Origin of the sequence: Marivita lacus (genome assembly GCF_014637725.1) — a bacterium.
In the GTDB taxonomy this organism is placed as follows: domain Bacteria; phylum Pseudomonadota; class Alphaproteobacteria; order Rhodobacterales; family Rhodobacteraceae; genus Marivita; species Marivita lacus.
The window spans coordinates 126,245-143,300 of record NZ_BMFC01000006.1 but is presented as its reverse complement, the minus strand read 5'-3'; the positions used below and the strand labels follow the sequence as shown (position 1 = coordinate 143,300).

Annotated in this window: 16 protein-coding genes; 7 read left to right on the top strand and 9 right to left on the bottom strand. The window is 63.1% G+C overall.

The window, feature by feature from the left end; all coding sequences use genetic code 11:
- The first annotated feature begins 33 nt into the window (after positions 1-33).
- Together ptsP and IEV82_RS13215 are read left to right on the top strand one after the other, a co-directional pair.
- Positions 34-2,274 (top strand): phosphoenolpyruvate--protein phosphotransferase, encoded by a 2,241-nt coding sequence (ptsP, locus tag IEV82_RS13220; protein ID WP_188482508.1) that lies wholly within the window; start codon positions 34-36, stop codon positions 2,272-2,274.
- A 131-nt stretch (positions 2,275-2,405) separates the two neighbouring features.
- Positions 2,406-2,741 carry a DnaJ family domain-containing protein gene (locus IEV82_RS13215; RefSeq protein ID WP_188482507.1) on the top strand — a complete coding sequence of 112 codons (336 nt, stop codon included), beginning with the start codon at positions 2,406-2,408 and terminating at the stop codon, positions 2,739-2,741.
- Positions 2,742-3,050: 309 nt separating this feature from the next.
- Here the strand turns inward: IEV82_RS13215 and IEV82_RS13210 are convergent, their stop codons facing one another.
- Both IEV82_RS13210 and IEV82_RS13205 read right to left on the bottom strand, forming a co-directional pair.
- On the bottom strand, positions 3,051-3,800 hold the full coding sequence (locus tag IEV82_RS13210; protein ID WP_188482506.1) for an EcsC family protein: 750 nt from the start codon (positions 3,798-3,800) through the stop codon (positions 3,051-3,053).
- 31 nt (positions 3,801-3,831) lie between these two features.
- On the bottom strand, positions 3,832-4,317 hold the full coding sequence (locus IEV82_RS13205) for a GNAT family N-acetyltransferase (protein WP_188482505.1): 486 nt from the start codon (positions 4,315-4,317) through the stop codon (positions 3,832-3,834).
- 99 nt (positions 4,318-4,416) lie between these two features.
- On the opposite strand from IEV82_RS13205, the gene IEV82_RS13200 reads away from it, so the two are divergent.
- The 3 genes from IEV82_RS13200 (at position 4,417) to IEV82_RS13190 (ending at position 5,794) form a co-directional block, all read left to right on the top strand.
- Positions 4,417-5,022, top strand: coding sequence for a flavin reductase family protein (locus IEV82_RS13200; protein WP_188482504.1), 606 nt, complete (start codon positions 4,417-4,419; stop codon positions 5,020-5,022).
- 77 nt (positions 5,023-5,099) lie between these two features.
- A complete protein-coding gene (locus tag IEV82_RS13195) occupies positions 5,100-5,450 on the top strand; it encodes a Lin0512 family protein (protein WP_188482503.1) in 351 nt (116 codons plus the stop codon).
- On the top strand, positions 5,447-5,794 hold the full coding sequence (locus tag IEV82_RS13190; RefSeq protein WP_188482502.1) for a Lin0512 family protein: 348 nt from the start codon (positions 5,447-5,449) through the stop codon (positions 5,792-5,794). Before IEV82_RS13195 ends, IEV82_RS13190 begins: the two co-directional genes overlap by 4 nt.
- 12 nt (positions 5,795-5,806) lie before the next feature.
- Here the strand turns inward: IEV82_RS13190 and IEV82_RS13185 are convergent, their stop codons facing one another.
- The gene (locus tag IEV82_RS13185) at positions 5,807-7,141 is read right to left on the bottom strand and encodes a glycine cleavage T C-terminal barrel domain-containing protein (protein WP_229747791.1); all 1,335 of its coding nucleotides are present in this window, start codon (positions 7,139-7,141) and stop codon (positions 5,807-5,809) included.
- Between the two features lie 123 nt (positions 7,142-7,264).
- Between IEV82_RS13185 and IEV82_RS13180 the strand changes: the two genes are divergently transcribed.
- Together IEV82_RS13180 and IEV82_RS13175 are read left to right on the top strand one after the other, a co-directional pair.
- On the top strand, positions 7,265-8,164 hold the full coding sequence (locus tag IEV82_RS13180; protein ID WP_188482501.1) for an S-methyl-5'-thioadenosine phosphorylase: 900 nt from the start codon (positions 7,265-7,267) through the stop codon (positions 8,162-8,164).
- A 35-nt stretch (positions 8,165-8,199) separates the two neighbouring features.
- Entirely contained in the window at positions 8,200-8,739 is a 540-nt protein-coding gene (locus IEV82_RS13175; RefSeq protein ID WP_188482500.1) for an adenine phosphoribosyltransferase, read from the top strand.
- A gap of 145 nt (positions 8,740-8,884) precedes the next feature.
- On the opposite strand, the gene IEV82_RS13170 is transcribed toward IEV82_RS13175, so the two are convergent.
- The 6 genes from IEV82_RS13170 to tldD form a co-directional block, all read right to left on the bottom strand.
- Complete coding sequence (locus tag IEV82_RS13170) at positions 8,885-9,511, bottom strand: CoA transferase subunit B (RefSeq protein ID WP_188482499.1); 627 nt, start codon at positions 9,509-9,511, stop codon at positions 8,885-8,887.
- A gap of 44 nt (positions 9,512-9,555) precedes the next feature.
- Positions 9,556-10,626: a PAS domain-containing protein gene (locus IEV82_RS13165; protein ID WP_229747790.1), complete on the bottom strand. Its 1,071-nt coding sequence runs from the start codon at positions 10,624-10,626 to the stop codon at positions 9,556-9,558.
- Positions 10,627-10,660: 34 nt separating this feature from the next.
- On the bottom strand, positions 10,661-11,365 hold the full coding sequence (locus IEV82_RS13160) for a CoA transferase subunit A (RefSeq protein ID WP_188482497.1): 705 nt from the start codon (positions 11,363-11,365) through the stop codon (positions 10,661-10,663).
- Positions 11,366-11,539: 174 nt separating this feature from the next.
- Positions 11,540-14,146: a type I DNA topoisomerase gene (gene topA, locus IEV82_RS13155; RefSeq protein ID WP_188482496.1), complete on the bottom strand. Its 2,607-nt coding sequence runs from the start codon at positions 14,144-14,146 to the stop codon at positions 11,540-11,542.
- A gap of 211 nt (positions 14,147-14,357) precedes the next feature.
- Positions 14,358-15,503: a DNA-processing protein DprA gene (dprA, locus tag IEV82_RS13150; protein WP_188482495.1), complete on the bottom strand. Its 1,146-nt coding sequence runs from the start codon at positions 15,501-15,503 to the stop codon at positions 14,358-14,360.
- 127 nt (positions 15,504-15,630) lie between these two features.
- Positions 15,631-17,052, bottom strand: coding sequence for a metalloprotease TldD (tldD, locus tag IEV82_RS13145; RefSeq protein WP_188482494.1), 1,422 nt, complete (start codon positions 17,050-17,052; stop codon positions 15,631-15,633).
- Positions 17,053-17,056 lie beyond the last annotated feature (4 nt).

Genomic DNA, 17,056 nt, shown 5'->3' with positions numbered 1-17,056 from the left:
CTGTCACGCAGGGCGGCATTCGAGGGGCAAAACATGGTTGAGCGCGCGGAAAGCGAAAGCCGCAAGCTGCTTGGACGGCTGCGCGACACGATGGCCAGCCAGGCCGCAGGACAGGAACGGCTGGATCAGATCACCCATCTGACCGCCGATTCCATGGGCACCGAAGTGTGCTCGATCTACCTCTTCCGCGACGACGAAACGCTCGAGCTTTGCGCGACCCAGGGTCTCAAGCCCGAATCCGTGCACGAAACGCGGATGAAGCTGGGCGAAGGCCTTGTCGGGCGCGTCGCCCGCACCGGCAAGGTGATCAACGCCGCCGACGCGCCCTCGGCCAAGGGCTTCCGCTACATGCCGGAAACCGGCGAGGAGATTTACTCCAGCTTCCTCGGCGTCCCGATCCAGCGGCTGGGCGAAAAGCTGGGCGTGCTGGTGGTACAATCCAAGGAAGCCCGCGAATTCAGCGCTGATGAAATCTATGCGCTCGAAGTTGTGGCGATGGTTCTGGCCGAAATGGCCGAACTGGGAGCCTTTGTCGGCGAAGGCGCAGCCCTGCAAGCGCGCCACACGCAGCCGGTGCTGATCCGGGGTGTGACCGCGCAGGAAGGCACTGCCGAAGGCTATATCTGGCTGCACGAACCGCGTGTGGTCGTCACGAACCTTGTCGGCGATGACCCCGCCAAGGAACACACCCGTCTCACCGAGGCAGTGGAAAACCTGCGCGTCAGCGTCGATCAGCTGATGGCGGTCGCATCCGGCGATACCGAACAGGTGCAGGTGCTCGAAGCCTATCGCATGTTCGCCAACTCCAAGGGCTGGCTGCGCCGGATGGAGGAAAACATCGACCGCGGGCTGAGCGCCGAAGCCGCTGTCGAGAAAGAACAATCCGACGTGCGCGCCCGCATGTTGCAGGCCACCGACGCGTACTTGCGCGAACGGCTGCAGGATCTCGACGACCTGTCGAACCGCCTGCTGCGCATCCTCACCGGGCAAGGCAACCAGACCGGCGCGGAGCTGCCCGAGAACCCGATCCTCGTTGCGCGCAACATCGGTCCCGGCGAACTGCTCGAATATGGTCGCCAATTGCGTGGCATCATCCTCGAGGAAGGGTCCGTCGGCAGCCACGCCGCCATCGTCGCGCGCGCGCTGGCCATCCCGCTGGTGATCAACGCCAAACGCATCCAGAACGAGGCGCTGAACGGCGATCACGTCATGGTTGACGGCGATCAGGGCATCGTTCACCTGCGCCCGGACGACACCGTGGTGGGTGCCTTCCGCGACAAGATGGCGATGCAGGCCAAGGCGCTCGAACGCTACGCCTCGATCCGCGACAAACAGGCGGTCACGCTCTGCGGCAAGATGATCCGCCTCGACATGAACGCGGGCCTGATGGCCGACCTGCCGTCGCTCGAAAACTCGGGCGCCGAAGGCGTGGGCCTCTTCCGCACCGAGTTGCAATTCCTCGTGCGCAGCCAGATGCCCAAGCGCACCGAGCTTGCCGCGCTCTATGCCCGCGTGCTGGATGCCGCAAAGGGCAAGCGCGTGGTCTTTCGCACGCTCGACATCGGATCGGACAAGGTGCTGCCCTACATGAAGGCGCAGGACGAACCGAACCCCGCCTTGGGCTGGCGCGCGATCCGCGTCGGACTGGACAAACCTGGTGTGATGCGGATGCAGTTGCAGGCGCTCCTGCGCGCCGCGAATGGCCGCCCCCTGTCGATCATGTTTCCCTTCGTCGCACAGTACGAGGAATACAGCGCCGCCCGCGCCGAGGTGGACAAGGCCATCGCCCGCGAGAAAAAGCTGGGGCACATTCTGCCCGAGAAACTCGAAATCGGCGCGATGCTGGAAACCCCGTCGCTCGCCTTTGCCTGCAAGAAATTTTACGAAGAGGTCGAATTCCTGTCGATCGGCGGCAATGACCTCAAGCAGTTCTTCTTTGCCGCCGACCGCGAAAACGAGCTGGTCCGCCGGCGCTATGACACGCTGAACGTCAGCTTCCTGACCTTCCTCGAAGACATCGTGAACCGCTGCAAAGCCACGGGCACGCCCCTGTCCTTCTGCGGCGAAGACGCCGGCCGCCCGGTCGAGGCGCTGTGCCTTGCCGCCATCGGCCTGACCTCGCTCTCCATGCGCCCCGCCTCGGTCGGCCCGGTCAAGCACCTGCTGCTGCGCTGCAACCTCGACGATGTGCGCAAGGTGATCCACGACGCCCGAGATGCCGGAGAGCAAAGCGTCCGCCCTGCGGTGATGGAGTACCTGCGCGGGTTGAGTTGAGATTTGAACGCGGTTGTGGAGAATGGGGGTGATGCGGTCTTTACGGCCGTTCGGCGCAGAACTTCCAAAGTCGGCTTTGTTTCTGCGCTATAGTTGCGTCGGCGGCACCAGTGAGAAGGCAGGAATGCAGCATGACCCAGTCTCTTGATCGGCTCGTGGAGAGACAAATCCAGAAAGCCCTCGCAGAGGGCAAGTTACGCGGCCTTGAAGGCGAGGGGAAACCGCTACCCGACCGCTCGGGCGAGGCGTTTACCGACATGGCGACAGCAGTGGCGGTCCGCATAATGGCCGAAGCAGGCACATTGCCCGAGGAATTCAAGATCAAGAAGCTGCTGGAGGCAGCGAAGCAAAGCTACAAGGAAGCAGAGGGCAATGACGCCAAACGCGTTGCAATGGCCCTGATCGCCGACCTTCAGCAACGCTACAACATAGCCGTAGAGGCAAGACGGCGGTTCATGGGAAGTTAGCCGGAAACGGCCACCCGTCTGCTGCGCAGCATCTGACGAAATGGACCCGCAGCCGACATTACCCGCCAAGGAAATGTCCCACACCACCCCAACAGCACGCCCCAGCCATTCTGGCTGATCAAGCCGGGTTTTCCGACCCGCGTGCTGTTGAAATGTGTGCGGGCGAACGGGTGCGCAATGGTCCGGTGCCGGATCATGAATGGATCACGACGCCCCGTCCGCTCTTGCCCCCGGCTTGACCGGGAACGAGATCAGATTGCGCCATTAACGTTAAGATAGAGTGAACCGCTCCGGCGATTTACGCCAAATTCAGACAGTTTTCACTGCGCGGCGCAATTGTTCGACCAGAAGGGTCTCGGAGGTGCCGCTGTCGATCGCCAGCCGCCGCAGCCCGAAATGCACATGCGCCATTTCCTGGTAGTAGCTGGTATAGGCGTAATTGGTCGCCGCCCCCGCTGCGGCCCCCAGAATCGGCACGGTCTGCGCCGCAAGTTTCTGGCCCAGCACGGTCGCCAGCTTCGGGGCAACCGATTTCAGGATGCCATGCACCGCCGCCCCGTTCAGCGTCACCCGTGTCGTCAGGAAAGCCATGTTGGCCCCGTCATCATCCGCCAGTGGCCCCGCGCTGGCAAAGACGGTCAGGCAATCGGACAGCACATCAGGGTCGTTCGGGTCAAAGCCGTATTCCGCCGCGATGCCCTGAATGGCACGCAAAAGCACGGTTGTCGTGACCGGCAATTCCGCGAGGGCCGTCGGCAACCCGCCTGCCCCGCCAACCGCACCCATCGCCGTCGTCATCGCGGTGTTGAGCCAGCCCTTCTGGTCCGGCACCACGCTGCGCGATTGGCGGGCAGCCTGCAAGGCCACCCGCAACGCGCGCTCGGTCGCGCCTTCGAGCGCCTGCTTCACGCTGTCGGGCAGCCGCTCCAGAAGGTTCTCCGCGCGGCCCCCGATCATGTTCAGCACCTGCAAGCCCACGCCTCCGGCAGCCTTGTGGCGACGGGCAAGAGTGGCGATGGCGGTTTGGGTGTCGAGGGTCACAAGGTATGTTCCGGTCATGACGTACAATTGGGGATGTTTACCGTACGGTTCAAGCGTCCCGCTCCACACGCCCCGTCACACCGTCCCACGCACCCGGCGCAAGCTCCAGCCCCAAAACGCGATCCGGGTTGGTCGGCGGCGGCATCTCGACCCCGTCGAGCCGGGCAAATCCGAACCGCTTGTAATAAGGCGCATCGCCCACCAGCAGCACCCGTGCCCAGCCTTCGGCCGTTGCCTGATCCAGACTGTCGCGGATGAGCGCACCGCCCAGACCCTCGCCCTGCGCCGTCGGGTGAACCGCAACCGGGCCAAGCAGCAAAACCCTTTGATCGCAGACCCTTACCGGCCAATAGCGAATCGCACCGCCAAGCATGCCCTGATCGTCCCGCGCCACCCGCGACAGGCTTGCCACAGGTGGCACCCCGTCCCGCAGGCGGTAGGACGACAGCGCCTCGCGACCCGGCGCGAAACACAGGTCATAGAGGGCTTCGACCTCCCACCAATCGTCTTTGGATTCCGGGCTCAGGGTGAACATGACACCGCTCTTCGTTGACGCGTGCACACCCCCGTGCATTTCGCTGAGAAACCGCCTATCACGCATGAAAACATTCGGCAAACACGGAGCCCGCCCCAGATGTTCTACCGCCCCGAAGACGGCCACGGCCTGCCCCACAACCCGTTCAACGCCATCGTGACTCCCCGCCCCATCGGCTGGATCTCGACGCGCGGAAGCGACGGGCAGGACAATCTTGCCCCCTACTCGTTCTTCAACGCCGTGGCCTATGTGCCGCCGCAGGTGATGTTCGCCTCCACCTCGGCCAAGCCAGATCGCGGCGACACCAAGGATTCTGTGGCACAAATCCGCGACAGCGGCGTGTTTGCCGTCAACATCGTCGAATACGCGATGCGCGATGCGATGAACCTGACCTCGGGCGCATGGGACCGCGACGTGGACGAGTTTGCCCATGCCGGCATCGACAAGGCAGAGTGCGACACCATCAACTGCCCCCGCGTGGCAGCCGCCCCGGCCACGCTGGAGTGCAAGGTGACGCAGATCGTGCAACTGCCCGGAGAGGCGAATTTCGCAGTCTTCGGCGAAGTCACCGGCATCCACATGCGCGACGATTGCATCAAGGACGGCGAGTTCGACGTGCTCAGCTTCAACCCGCTCACCCGCATGGGGTATCGCGACTATTCGGTGATCCGCGACAAGTTCAGCCTCAGCCGTCCCGGCGAATAGGTCACCCCTTGCGCCCTGTTGTTTCGCGCGCGAAACATTGGGGCCGTTCCGGTCCTTTAACAAAAGGTTAACGCGCCATGCCCGTCAAACGTCTGCTCACCGAATTCGGCATGGGATCCTCCCTGCGCCGTCAGGATTACACCGAAACGGCGTCGCGCGCGGTCAAGGACGCGCTGTGGCACAATTCGATCAACCTCGCCGAGCTTTACGGCAAGGACAAATCCGACATGCAGATCACGGTCGAAGTGGGCGTTCAGAACCCCGACGCGGTGGACACCGACGCCATCGCGGCGATCTTCCCTTACGGCCAGGTCACCGTTAGCGCCCGCAAAGGTGGCCTCGACGTGCCGCGCGCCGACGGTGGCAAGCCGACGGTGATCGCCAATGTCGCGATCTCGGTAGCGCTCGATCTGGAGGGTGCGGCATGAATGACCAGCGTTTCATCATCGAAATGGGCATGGGCAACGACCAATACGGCATGGATTACACCAAGGCCGCCGCCCGTGCGATCGAGGACGCGATCCGCCATTCCTCGATCCCGCTGTTCGAGGCCACAGGCCTGCCGCATGACCAGATGCGGGTTCAGGTGACCGTCGGTGTGGCCGAGCCCGACAAGGTGGATTGCGCCGAACTCGCCAAGGGACTGCCGCGCGGCCGGGCCACGGTCACGGCGGTAGAAGGTGGCCTGAACGTCACCAACCCCGACAGCGGTGCGACACTGGTTATTGCGACCGCCGCGGTCGAGGCATTCTTGCCACGACAGGTCGGCTAGGCAGATCACCCGTCACTCGGCGCTGCTTTGTTCTGCGGCAAAGGCCAATTCGCGGGCACTGGGGTGCTCTGACGGGCGGAACGGCACATCGCAGACCTCTGCCACCACGGCATGGCCCGAATCTTCGCTGTAGGATTCCGGCAATTCCACCTTCAACGGCGTGCCGATGTCCGACAACGCGGGCGGCACCTGCACCAAGGCGATGTTGACGCCCAGTTCCGGGGACCACCAGGCCGAGGTCACGTAGCCCACCCGCTTGCCGTCCTTGTCCTGCACCAGCCAGAAATCCGGCGCATAATCGATGATCGGCAGCCCGCCCAGCTTGATCCCTGCCAATTTCAGCTTGAACGGAAACTCGCCCTCCTCGATCACCGCGCGTTGGCGCTCGAGCTCGGTCTTGCCGATGTAATCCGCCGGCTTCTTCTTTGGCACCTGGTAGGCCAGGTTGACCTGAAACGGTGAGGTTTCGTTGTCCATGTCCTGCCCCCAGGACAGGATGCCCGCCGCGATCCTGCGGTGGTGCCCCGGCGCGATGATGCGCAGCCCGTAAGGTGCGCCCTTGCCACGGATCGCGTACCAGACCGCCTCGGCGTTTTTCGACGCGTCCCGAACATAGACCTCGTAGCCCTTTTCACCGGAAAACCCGGTCTGGCTGATGACCACCGGCGCGCCGCCGATGGTGGCCTGCATCATGCCGTAATAGGGCAGATCGCGCAGTTCGGGCCCGACGATGTCGACCATGAGGTCTTCCGACAACGGCCCCTGCACCTGCAACGGGGCAACATCGATCTCGTCGATCTCGACCTGCCAATCGCCCCGGATGTTGACCCCGTTGAGCCAGAGCAGCATGTCGGAATCCGAAATCGAGAACCAGAATTCGTCCTCGTCCAGACGCAACAGGACCGGATCGTTCAGGATCCGGCCCTTCTGGTCACACAGGATGCAGTATTTTCCATGCATCGGTTCGATCCGCGTGGCATCGCGGGTGATGACGAAATTCACGAAATCCTCGGCATCCGGACCGCGCACCCGGATCTGACGCTCCACGGCCACATCCCAGAGCGTGACCCGGTGCACGAGGCTGCGGTATTCGGCCATCGTGCCGCCATCCTTGTCCCTGATGTAGCCGCGCGGGTGATACATGCGGTTGTAGACCGTCGCCCGCCACGCGCCTGCCTCGACCGAAAGATGCCAGAACGGCGATTTGCGCACTCGCGTCGAAATCAGCATCTCGACGGGTGTGGGGCCGGTCTGGCGCAGGTTGATCGGCACAAGACGGTCACTCTGGTCGATATCGGGCACATTCGGGTGGCTGTAGCTTTGTGCGGATGGGGTATGTTTCGGCATTTTCTCCTCCTCTGGACGCAGAAAACCAACGCGATACCGCAGGTGGTGTTCCATCCGGGATGGCTTGAAGCGGCGCGCCCCTGCTGCCAGACTGACCCCGGCGGCAAGGACGGAGCAGACATCATGACAAGCCGGAAACTGGGCGTGATCGGCGGGTCGGGGCTTTATGCCGTGGACGGCGTGCAGGACGCCCGATGGCAGAGCGTCGAGACCCCGTGGGGCGCGCCGTCGGATCAGGTCTTTTGCGGAACGCTGGACGGGCTCGAGATCGTGTTCCTGCCCCGCCACGGGCGCGGACATGTGCACAGCCCCTCGGATGTGCCCTACCGCGCCAATATCGACGCGCTGAAGCGGCTGGGCGTGACGGATGTGATCAGCGTCAGCGCCTGCGGGTCGTTTCGGCAAGAGATGGCGCCGGGCGATTTCGTCATCGTGGACCAGTTCATCGACCGCACCTCTGCGCGCCCCAAGAGCTTTTTCGGTTCGGGCTGTGTGGCGCATGTGTCAATGGCCCATCCGGTCTGCGGCGGCTTGGGTGCAGTCTGCGCCGAAGCGGCGCGTGCGGCCGGTGTCACGGTGCATGAGGGTGGCACCTATCTGGCGATGGAAGGGCCGCAATTCTCCAGCTTTGCCGAATCGACGCTTTACCGCGACCAATGGGGCTGTTCGGTGATCGGGATGACCAACATGCCCGAGGCCAAACTCGCACGAGAGGCGGAGCTTTGCTATGCCAGCGTGGCGATGGTCACCGATTACGACTGCTGGCACCCGGCCCATGATGCGGTCGAAGTGACCGACATCCTGCGGGTTCTGACCGGCAATGCCGACGCCGCGCGCCGCATGATCCGCGGCCTTCCCGCGCTGCTGGGACCGGACCGCGCGCCCTGCCCCCAAGGCTGCGACACAGCACTTGAGCACGCAGTGATCACCGCACCTGCGGCCCGCGATGCCGCGCTTGTCAAAAAGCTGGACGCCGTCGCCGGGCGCGTGCTTTCTGGGTCAGCCGACACCCATCCGGGGTGATCGACCCTGGCTCCTCCCACCCCCACGAGGCTTTCATGACCCCGACCAAGACCGTCAAAGACTACATCCGCACCATCGTCGACTTCCCGCACGAAGGGATCATGTTCCGCGATGTGACCACGCTCTTTGCCGATGCGCGGGGGTTTCGCATGGCGATTGACCAGCTGCTGCACCCCTATGCCGGAGTCCGGTTCGACAAGGTTGTGGGGCTGGAAGCGCGCGGCTTCATCCTTGGCGGCGCGATCGCGCATCAACTCTCGGTCGGCTTTGTGCCGGTGCGCAAGAAGGGCAAACTGCCCGGTGCGGTGATCTCGGAAGAATACACGCTGGAATATGGCGAGGCGGTTGTGGAAATTCACGACGACGCCATTCAGGCGGGCGAAAAGGTTCTGCTGGTGGATGATCTGCTGGCCACGGGCGGCACCGCAGAGGCCGGTCTGAAACTGATCGAACGGCTGGGCGGAGAGGTGATCGGCTGCGCCTTCATCATCGACCTGCCCGATCTGGGAGGGCGCACGCGGCTCGAGGCGATGGGCATGGATGTGCATGCGCTCTGCGCGTTCGAGGGACTTTGACCGCGCCCCTGCTTCTTCTTTTTCCAAATATGCCGGGGGTTTGGGGGTGAAACCCCCAAGACATGACCCCCGCCGCGACAGGCTTGGACACAGGACGCATTCCGTCACCGGAATGCACCCGAATTTTCGAAAATTCGACCCCGCCTCAGACGATCGTGGCCTCGGTTGCGGCGCGCAGTTCGTCCTCGGTGACACCATCCGCCGTCTCGACGATCTTCAGACCACCCTCGACCACGTCCAGAACACCCAGATTGGTGATGATCCGGTCCACAACACCCGCACCGGTCAACGGCAGGGTGCATTCCTTGAGCAGCTTGCTCTCACCGTGCTTGTTGGTGTGGTCCATCACCACGATCACGCGGCCCACGCCCGCGACAAGGTCCATCGCGCCGCCCATGCCCTTGATCAGCTTGCCCGGAATCATCCAGTTCGCCAGATCGCCCTTTTCGTCCACTTCCATCGCACCGAGAATGGCCATGGCGATCTTGCCGCCGCGGATCATGCCAAAGGAGGTGGCGCTGTCGAAGTAGCTGGTATGGGCCAGTTCGGTGATGGTCTGCTTGCCCGCGTTGATCAGGTCGGGATCTTCCTCGCCCTCATAGGGGAAAGGGCCCATGCCCAGCATGCCGTTTTCCGACTGGAGGGTCACCGACACACCTTCGGGGATGTAGTTCGACACCAGTGTCGGGATGCCGATGCCCAGGTTGACATACATGCCGTCCTTGAGTTCCTGTCCCGCGCGTGCGGCCATCTGGTTGCGGTCCCATGCCATAATCGTCTTCCCCTCGTTTGTCGTACAGGCCGCGTGCTGCGGCGCTATCTCTTGAAATCCGTAAAACCGACCGGCACGTCGATCATGATCACCGTTCCGGCTGCGCCGCGCACCACGTTGAGCGTGGCATCCAGACCGTCGAGCAGGGTTTCCACAAGACGGCCCCCGACCGACTCGCCGGACGGAAAATTGAGTTTGCGCGGAATGCCCACACCATCATCCGAAATCGTCATGCGCAAGCCGCCCGCAGCCAGCCGGTTGACCCGCAATTCGAGATAGCCCTGATCCAGTCCGTCAAAGGCATGCTGAAACGCGTTCGACACCAATTCGAACGTGATCAGCGCCACCCGGATGGCAGTGTCGAGATTGACCTCGAGCGGTTCGACCAGCGACACGAAGCGTACGCCGGGGCGGCCTTCGTTATGCGCGATCGTGTGGGAAATGCGCGACAGCAGCGATCCGAGGTCGATGCCGTCGCGGTTCCATTGTGCATCAGCCAGCTTCATCTCTTCATAGACGAATTGCAGGCATTCCAGCCGTCCGGGCAGCACGTCGAGCATGCGCAGACGGCGCTTCAACGCGTCGTCCGAAACCGGTGCCGTGCCATCGGTTTCGCCCACCAGCGACGCGACGATCAACCCAAGATCCTGACCGACCCGCGAACAGACCAAATCCAGATGCCGGCGCGTCGTGTCCGAGGACCGATCCTTTTCGTCGTCGCGCAATTCCTTTTGGATGCCCAGGAAATAGATCGGCTTGCCCGTGTCGTCGATGATCGGTGAGATCAGAAGCCGATTCATGAACGCCTCGCCCGTGGCGCGGTAGTTCAGAATGTCGACACTGACGTTTTCGCCCGCCTCGATCGCGCTGCGGATCATCTGGAGCGCGCTCGGGTCGGTGTCGGCCCCTTGCAGGAAACGGCAGTTGCGACCGATCACACGGGACCGCTGATAGCCGGTGATGCGTTCGAACGCGTCGTTGATGTAGACAATCGGGTTGTCATCCGAATTCGGGTTGGTGATCACCATGGCGACGCTCAGCCGGGAAAACCCGGCAAAGGCCTGGCTATCGTCCAGAATGGAGGTCAGTTTCGGTTTCTCGATCGTGCGTTCCACGGCTTTTGGCTCGTTCCCTGTCCCAGGTCCCGTCTCAGGCTGCGGACCTTGGGCGTGTGGTCCGCTGTTCGATGCGCTTTTCATGTGCGCCCTGAATGATCCTGTGCACGTAGATGCCGGGCAGGTGGATATGGTCGGGATCAAGCTCGCCCGGCTGGACGATTTCCTCGACCTCCATGATGCAGACCTTGCCGCACATCGCGGCGGGCGGGTTGAAGTTGCGCGCCGTCTTGCGGAAGATCGCGTTCCCGGTGGTGTCGGCCTTCCATGCCTTCACGATGGAGAGATCGGCAAAGATGCCCTCTTCCATGATATAGGTCTGGCCGTTGAAATCCTTGTGGTCCTTGCCCTCGGCGATCACGGTGCCCACACCGGTCTTGGTGTAAAAACCCGGAATGCCCGCGCCACCAGCGCGCATCCGCTCGGCCAGCGTGCCCTGCGGGTTGAATTCCAGCTCGAGTTCGCCCGACAGATACTGCCGCATGAATTCGGCATTTTCACCCACATAGGAGCTGATCATCTTCTTGACCTGCCGGGTCTGGAGCAGGATGCCGATACCGAAATCGTCAACGCCCGCGTTGTTGGAGGCAAAGGTCAGGTCTTTCACACCGCTGTCGCGGATCGCGGCCAGAAGAAGTTCGGGAATGCCGCTTAGTCCAAAGCCGCCAGCCGCGATCAGCATGCCGTCCTTGATCACGCCCTCAAGCGCTTCGGTTGCCGAACCATAGACCTTCTGCATCGCGATATTCCCCCGTGTTCAACGCTTCGCTGTTTTGGCCCGTCCCAGCCCCCGAGTCAACGCCACGCAATCGCCTCACGGCCTGTGTCACCTGCGCGCATCGTGGGGTACCGCTCCTGGGCTGAGGCGGCCTTTTCCGTCCGACCCGCAGACCAATGTCGGGACGTCCCGGCGTCAGGATTTCTTGGCTGCGGTTTTTTTCTTCGCGGCAGGTTTCTTGGCCGCCGGTTTCTTGGCCGCCGGTTTCTTGGCCGGAGCCTTTTTCTTGGCACCCGTCTTGGTCGATTTCTCGGCGATCAGGGCCAGCGCCATGTCCATCGTGACGGCGTCGGGCTCGACATCCTTGGGCAGGGTCGCATTGACCTTTTCCCACTTCACGTAAGGCCCGTAGCGCCCTTCCATGACAGAAATCGCGCCACCGTCCTGCGGATGATCGCCCAATTCCTTGAGCGCCTTGGCCGCCGTGCCACGTCCCCGGCCGGGATTGGCGCGCTTCTCGGCCAGCAATTCCACCGCGCGGTTCATGCCGATCTCGAAAACGTCGGTGAAGTCCTTGAGGTTGACGTAGACCGGTTTGGCCTCGTCGGGGAGCTGGTGCATGATGAACGGCCCGAACCGACCGAGGTTCGACTTCACGTCGCCGCCCTCGGGGTGCATGCCGACAACGCGCGGCAGGGTCAGCAGCGTGATCGCCTTTTCCAGCGTCACGTCATCGGGTGACCAGCCGGGCAGGAAATCGCCCTTGGCCTTGGGCAGGCTGGCGCGCGGCGGCTTCTTGTTCTCGGGCGTCGGTTCACCGCGCTGAACATAGGGGCCGAAGCGGCCGGATTTCAGCCATATCTCCTCGCCTGCATCCTCGCCCAACAAACGTTCGTCACCTTCCGCACCCTCACCTGCAATGGGGCGGGTGTAGGTGCATTCGGGGTAATTGCCGCAGCCGACAAAGCCGCCGGTGCGCGAGGTCTTGAGGTGCAGCTTGCCCAGCCCGCATTTCGGACAGACGCGCGGATCGCTGCCATCCTCGCGCGGCGGATAAAGCTGCGGGGCCAGCGCCTCGTCCAGCACGTCGAGCACTTCGGTGATGCGCAGATCAGACGTTTCGGCGATCGCGACAGAGAAATCGCGCCAGAACCGGGCCAGCAATTCCTTGTAATCGCCCTCACCCGCGCTGACATGGTCAAGCTCGTCCTCGAGTGCTGCGGTGAAATCATATTCGACGTAGCGCTTGAAGAAATTGAGCAGGAAGATCGTGACGATCCGGCCTTTATCCTCTGGAATCAGACGGTTCTGTTCCTTGCGGACATATTCGCGATCCTGGATCGTGGTGATGATGCTGGCATAGGTCGACGGGCGGCCGATGCCCAGTTCTTCCATCTTCTTGACCAGCGTCGCCTCGGTGTAGCGCGGCGGCGGTTGGGTGAAATGCTGATCGGGCGTGATGCTGCGCTTCTGGGCCTTTTCGCCCTGCATGATCTGCGGCAGGCGGGCATCATCGTCATCGCCACCGGCATCGTCGCGGCCTTCTTCGTAGACCCGCAGGAAGCCGTCGAACAGCACAACCTGACCGTTGGCGCGCAGCACGACCTGACCATCTGCGCTGCCCACATCGACGGTGGTGCGTTCAAGCCGCGCCGATTCCATCTGGCAGGCAAGCGTGCGCTTCCAGATCAGATCGTAAAGCTTGCGCTGGTCCGCATCGCTGATCTTGAGGCTTTGGGCATCCTTGGCCATGTCGGTCGGGCGGATACATTCGTGAGCTTCCTGCGCGTTCTTGGCCTTGTTCTTGTAGATGCGCGGGCTGTTCGGGACGTAATCGTCGCCGAACCGGTCCTTGATCGCGGCGCGGGCCTCCTGCACGGCTTCGGGGGCCATGTCGATGCCGTCGGTCCGCATGTAGGTGATGTGCCCCGCCTCGTAGAGCCGCTGCGCCGCGTTCATCGTCTGGCGCGCACCCATGCCGAACTTGCGGCTGGCTTCCTGCTGGAGCGTCGAGGTCATGAAAGGTGCGGACGGGTTGCGAGATGCCGGTTTCGCCTCGACCGATTGCACGGTCAGGTCGCGGCTGGTGATCGCCTGCACCGCCAGTTCGGCCTGCGTTCCGTTCTCGAGATCGTAGCGATCAAGCTTCTTGCCCGCCAGAACCGTCAGGCGCGCCTCGTATTCCTGCCCGCGCGGCGTCGAGAGCAGCGCCTTGACCGACCAGTATTCGCGGGCCCGGAATGCCTCGATCTCCATCTCGCGCTCGACGATCAGCCGCAGGCAGACCGACTGCACCCGTCCCGCCGACCGCGCGCCCGGCAGCTTGCGCCAGAGCACCGGAGACAGGTTGAACCCCACGAGGTAATCCAGCGCGCGACGCGCCAGGTAGGCTTCGACCAGCGGCGCGTCGATGTCACGCGGATTGGCCATCGCTTCGGTCACGGCGGCCTTGGTGATGGCGTTGAAGGTCACGCGCTTGACATCGGTGCTGGCCTTGATCGACCGGCGCTTGGTCAGCGCCTCTTTCAGGTGCCACGAGATCGCTTCGCCTTCGCGGTCAGGGTCGGTTGCGAGGATCAGCGCATCGTCGGTTTTGAGCGCCTCGGCAATGGCCGCGACATGTTTGCGCGAGTCGGCCGCAATCTCCCATTTCATGTCAAAATCATTGTCCGTGTCGACCGATCCGTCTTTCGGCGGCAGGTCGCGCACGTGGCCGTAAGATGCCAGAACGGTGTAGTTGGATCCCAGGTACTTGTTGATCGTTTTGGCTTTTGCCGGGGATTCGACAACGACAACTGGCATGTAAAAAAGACCTTTCTGACCGTTCCAAGACCATCTTGGGTGTATCGCATATGGCGGCGTCACAGGTGGGGTGCAAGCGGGAATTGTCAATCGGACATACCGTGCACCCCGGTGTGCACTGGGTGCGGCTGGGTGTTGGAGAGGGTCGATCGGGGCGGGCTTTTCCATGAATGGAAAAGGTCAAAAATTCGGAAATTTTTGATCGCTTGTGTCAGCTGACGCGCGAAATGAGCCCGCCGGGTTGCCGGTTGATGCGGCCTTCAAGCTCAAGATCGGTGAGCGCCGGAGACACGATCCTCGAAGGCGCACCCAGATCGCGGATCAACTGGTCCTCGCCCATCGGAGAAGGGCCGAGCCGGTCCAGAATGGACTGGTGCAGCTTGGCGATGTCGGCAAATGGCCTCTCGCCGGTCGGCTCTGCCAGTGGCAGTTGGGGGCTGGGTGGCTCCTTCGTTTCGGCCAGCGGTGCCAGCGCCTCGATCACGTCTTCGGCATGGCGCACCAGCCGGGCGCCATCGCGGAGAAGCATGTTGCAGCCGCTGGCCCGCGCATCGAACGGGTGACCGGGCACCGCCATCACGTCGCGCCCCTGATCAAGGGCCGTGCGTGCCGTAATGAGTGACCCTGACCGCGCGGCAGCTTCGACGACAACAACAGCACGGGACATCCCCGAAATGATCCGGTTGCGGGCGGGGAAGTGGCGCGCCTGTGGTTGCAGACCCATCGGTTGTTCGCTGATGCGTGCGCCACCCTTCGCCACGATATCTTCGGCCAGTCGCGCGTTTTCCGCCGGGTAGAGCACATCCACGCCGCCCCCCAGAACCGCGATCGTCCCGGTATCGAGCGCGGCGACATGAGCCGCCGTGTCGATGCCGCGCGCCATGCCCGAGGTGACAGTAAAGCCAGCCTGCCCCAGACCGGTCGCCAAGGCCCGCGCCATGCGCCCGCCCAGCGACGAGGCATTGCGTGCGCCGACCAGCGCGACCTGCGGTTTCATCAGAATCCCGGTGCTGCCGATCACCCAGAGCATCGGTGGCGCGTCGTCCAGATCGGCAAGGCCGGAAGGATAGGACGCATCCCCCCGGCAGATCATGCTGGCACGTGCCGCCTGGGCCGCTTTCAGCTCGGCGTGAATCACGCCTTCGGGACAAATCTCGTAATTATCGACACCGGCGGCGCGGGCAATATCGGGAAGATGTTGCAACGCCGTTGCAGCATTGCCGTGGTCGCGCAACAGGCGGTAGAAGGTGCTGATCCCCACCCGACGCGAGCGCAAGAGACGAAGCCAGTCAAACCTTTGGTCTTCCGTGGTGGGTGGGAGTAGGGGGTGAGTGGAAGAGTTCTGTTCCAAGGTCATCCTGTCTCCGTCCGCTTGCAGAAACAGGGATAGTCGGTCAGTGGTTAATCAGTCGTGAACAAGGACAGACGGCAGGCAAGAAATTCACCCGCCGCCCCACAAGCCTCTGATTAAGAGGCAATCTTTCTCAGGTTTGCGCCCCGCCGACGGTCAAACCACCGATCATCACGGTGGGTTGCCCGACACCCACAGGCACCCATTGCCCCTGCTTGCCGCAATTGCCCATGCCCGGATCAAGCGACATGTCGTTGCCCAATGCACGAATCTGTTGCAGCGCGGTTGCGCCATCGCCGATCAGCGTGGCGCCCTTGACAGGCGCGCCGACCTTGCCATCCTTCACGCGATAGGCCTCGGTGCAGGAAAAGACGAACTTGCCATTGGTGATGTCCACCTGCCCGCCGCCGAATCCCACGGCCCAGATCCCGTCCTTGAGGTCGGCCACGATATCGCCCGGTGCGACATCGCCGCCCAGCATATAGGTGTTGGTCATGCGCGGCATCGGGATATGGGCATAGCTTTCACGGCGTCCGTTGCCGGTGGGGGCCACCCCCATCAGCCGCGCGTTCTGGCGGTCCTGCATGAAGCCCACCAGTTTGCCGTCCTCGATCAGCACGTTCTTGGCAGAAGGTGTGCCTTCGTCATCGACAGTGATCGACCCGCGCCGGTCGGGGATGGTGCCATCGTCCAGAACGGTGACACCCCTGGCGGCCACCTGTTGGCCCATCAGACCGGCAAAGGCCGAACTGCCCTTTCGGTTGAAATCGCCCTCGAGCCCGTGCCCCACCGCCTCGTGCAGCAGGATACCGGGCCATCCCGGCCCGAGCACGATGTCCATGACACCGGCGGGTGCAGGCACCGCATCGAGATTGACCAACGCGATGCGCAGCGCCTCGCGGGCCTTGTCCTGCCAATCGGACGGATCAAGCAGACCGTCCAGCAGCACGCGCCCTCCGCCCCCGGCGGTTCCGGCTTCGCGGCGGCCGTTTTCCTCGACGATCACGCTCACATTCACGCGGGTCATCGGGCGGGTGTCCGACACAAGCGTGCCTTCGGGGCGCAGGATCGCCACTTCTTGCAACGACGCGGCGATCGTCGCGCTCACCTGCACGACGCGGGGGTCCAGCGCCCGGGCATAGGCGTCGATCTCGCGCAGCGTGTCGACCTTGACCGGAAAGCTGTGTCCGGCAATCGGATCAGCATCGGTGTAAAGCTTGGTATTGGTGCCCGCAGGCTTATCGGCCAGCGTGCCGCCACCCTCGCCCACGGCAAGACGCGCGGTTTCCACCGCCCGCTTGATCGCCGATTCGGAGATGTCGGTGGAATGGGCATAGCCTGCCACCTCGCCGCAGACGGCGCGCAGGCCGAATCCCTCGGAGGCGTCATAGCTGGCGGTCTTGACCCGGCCATCGTCGAAGACCAGCACCTCGGACCGGCGACGTTCGAGGAACAATTCCCCGTCATCCGCCCCAGCCACAGCCTCTTTCAGCAGGGCCAGCGCGCGGTCCTGATCAAGATGTGTGTCGAATGGTTGGAAAGACGTATCGGTCATGAAA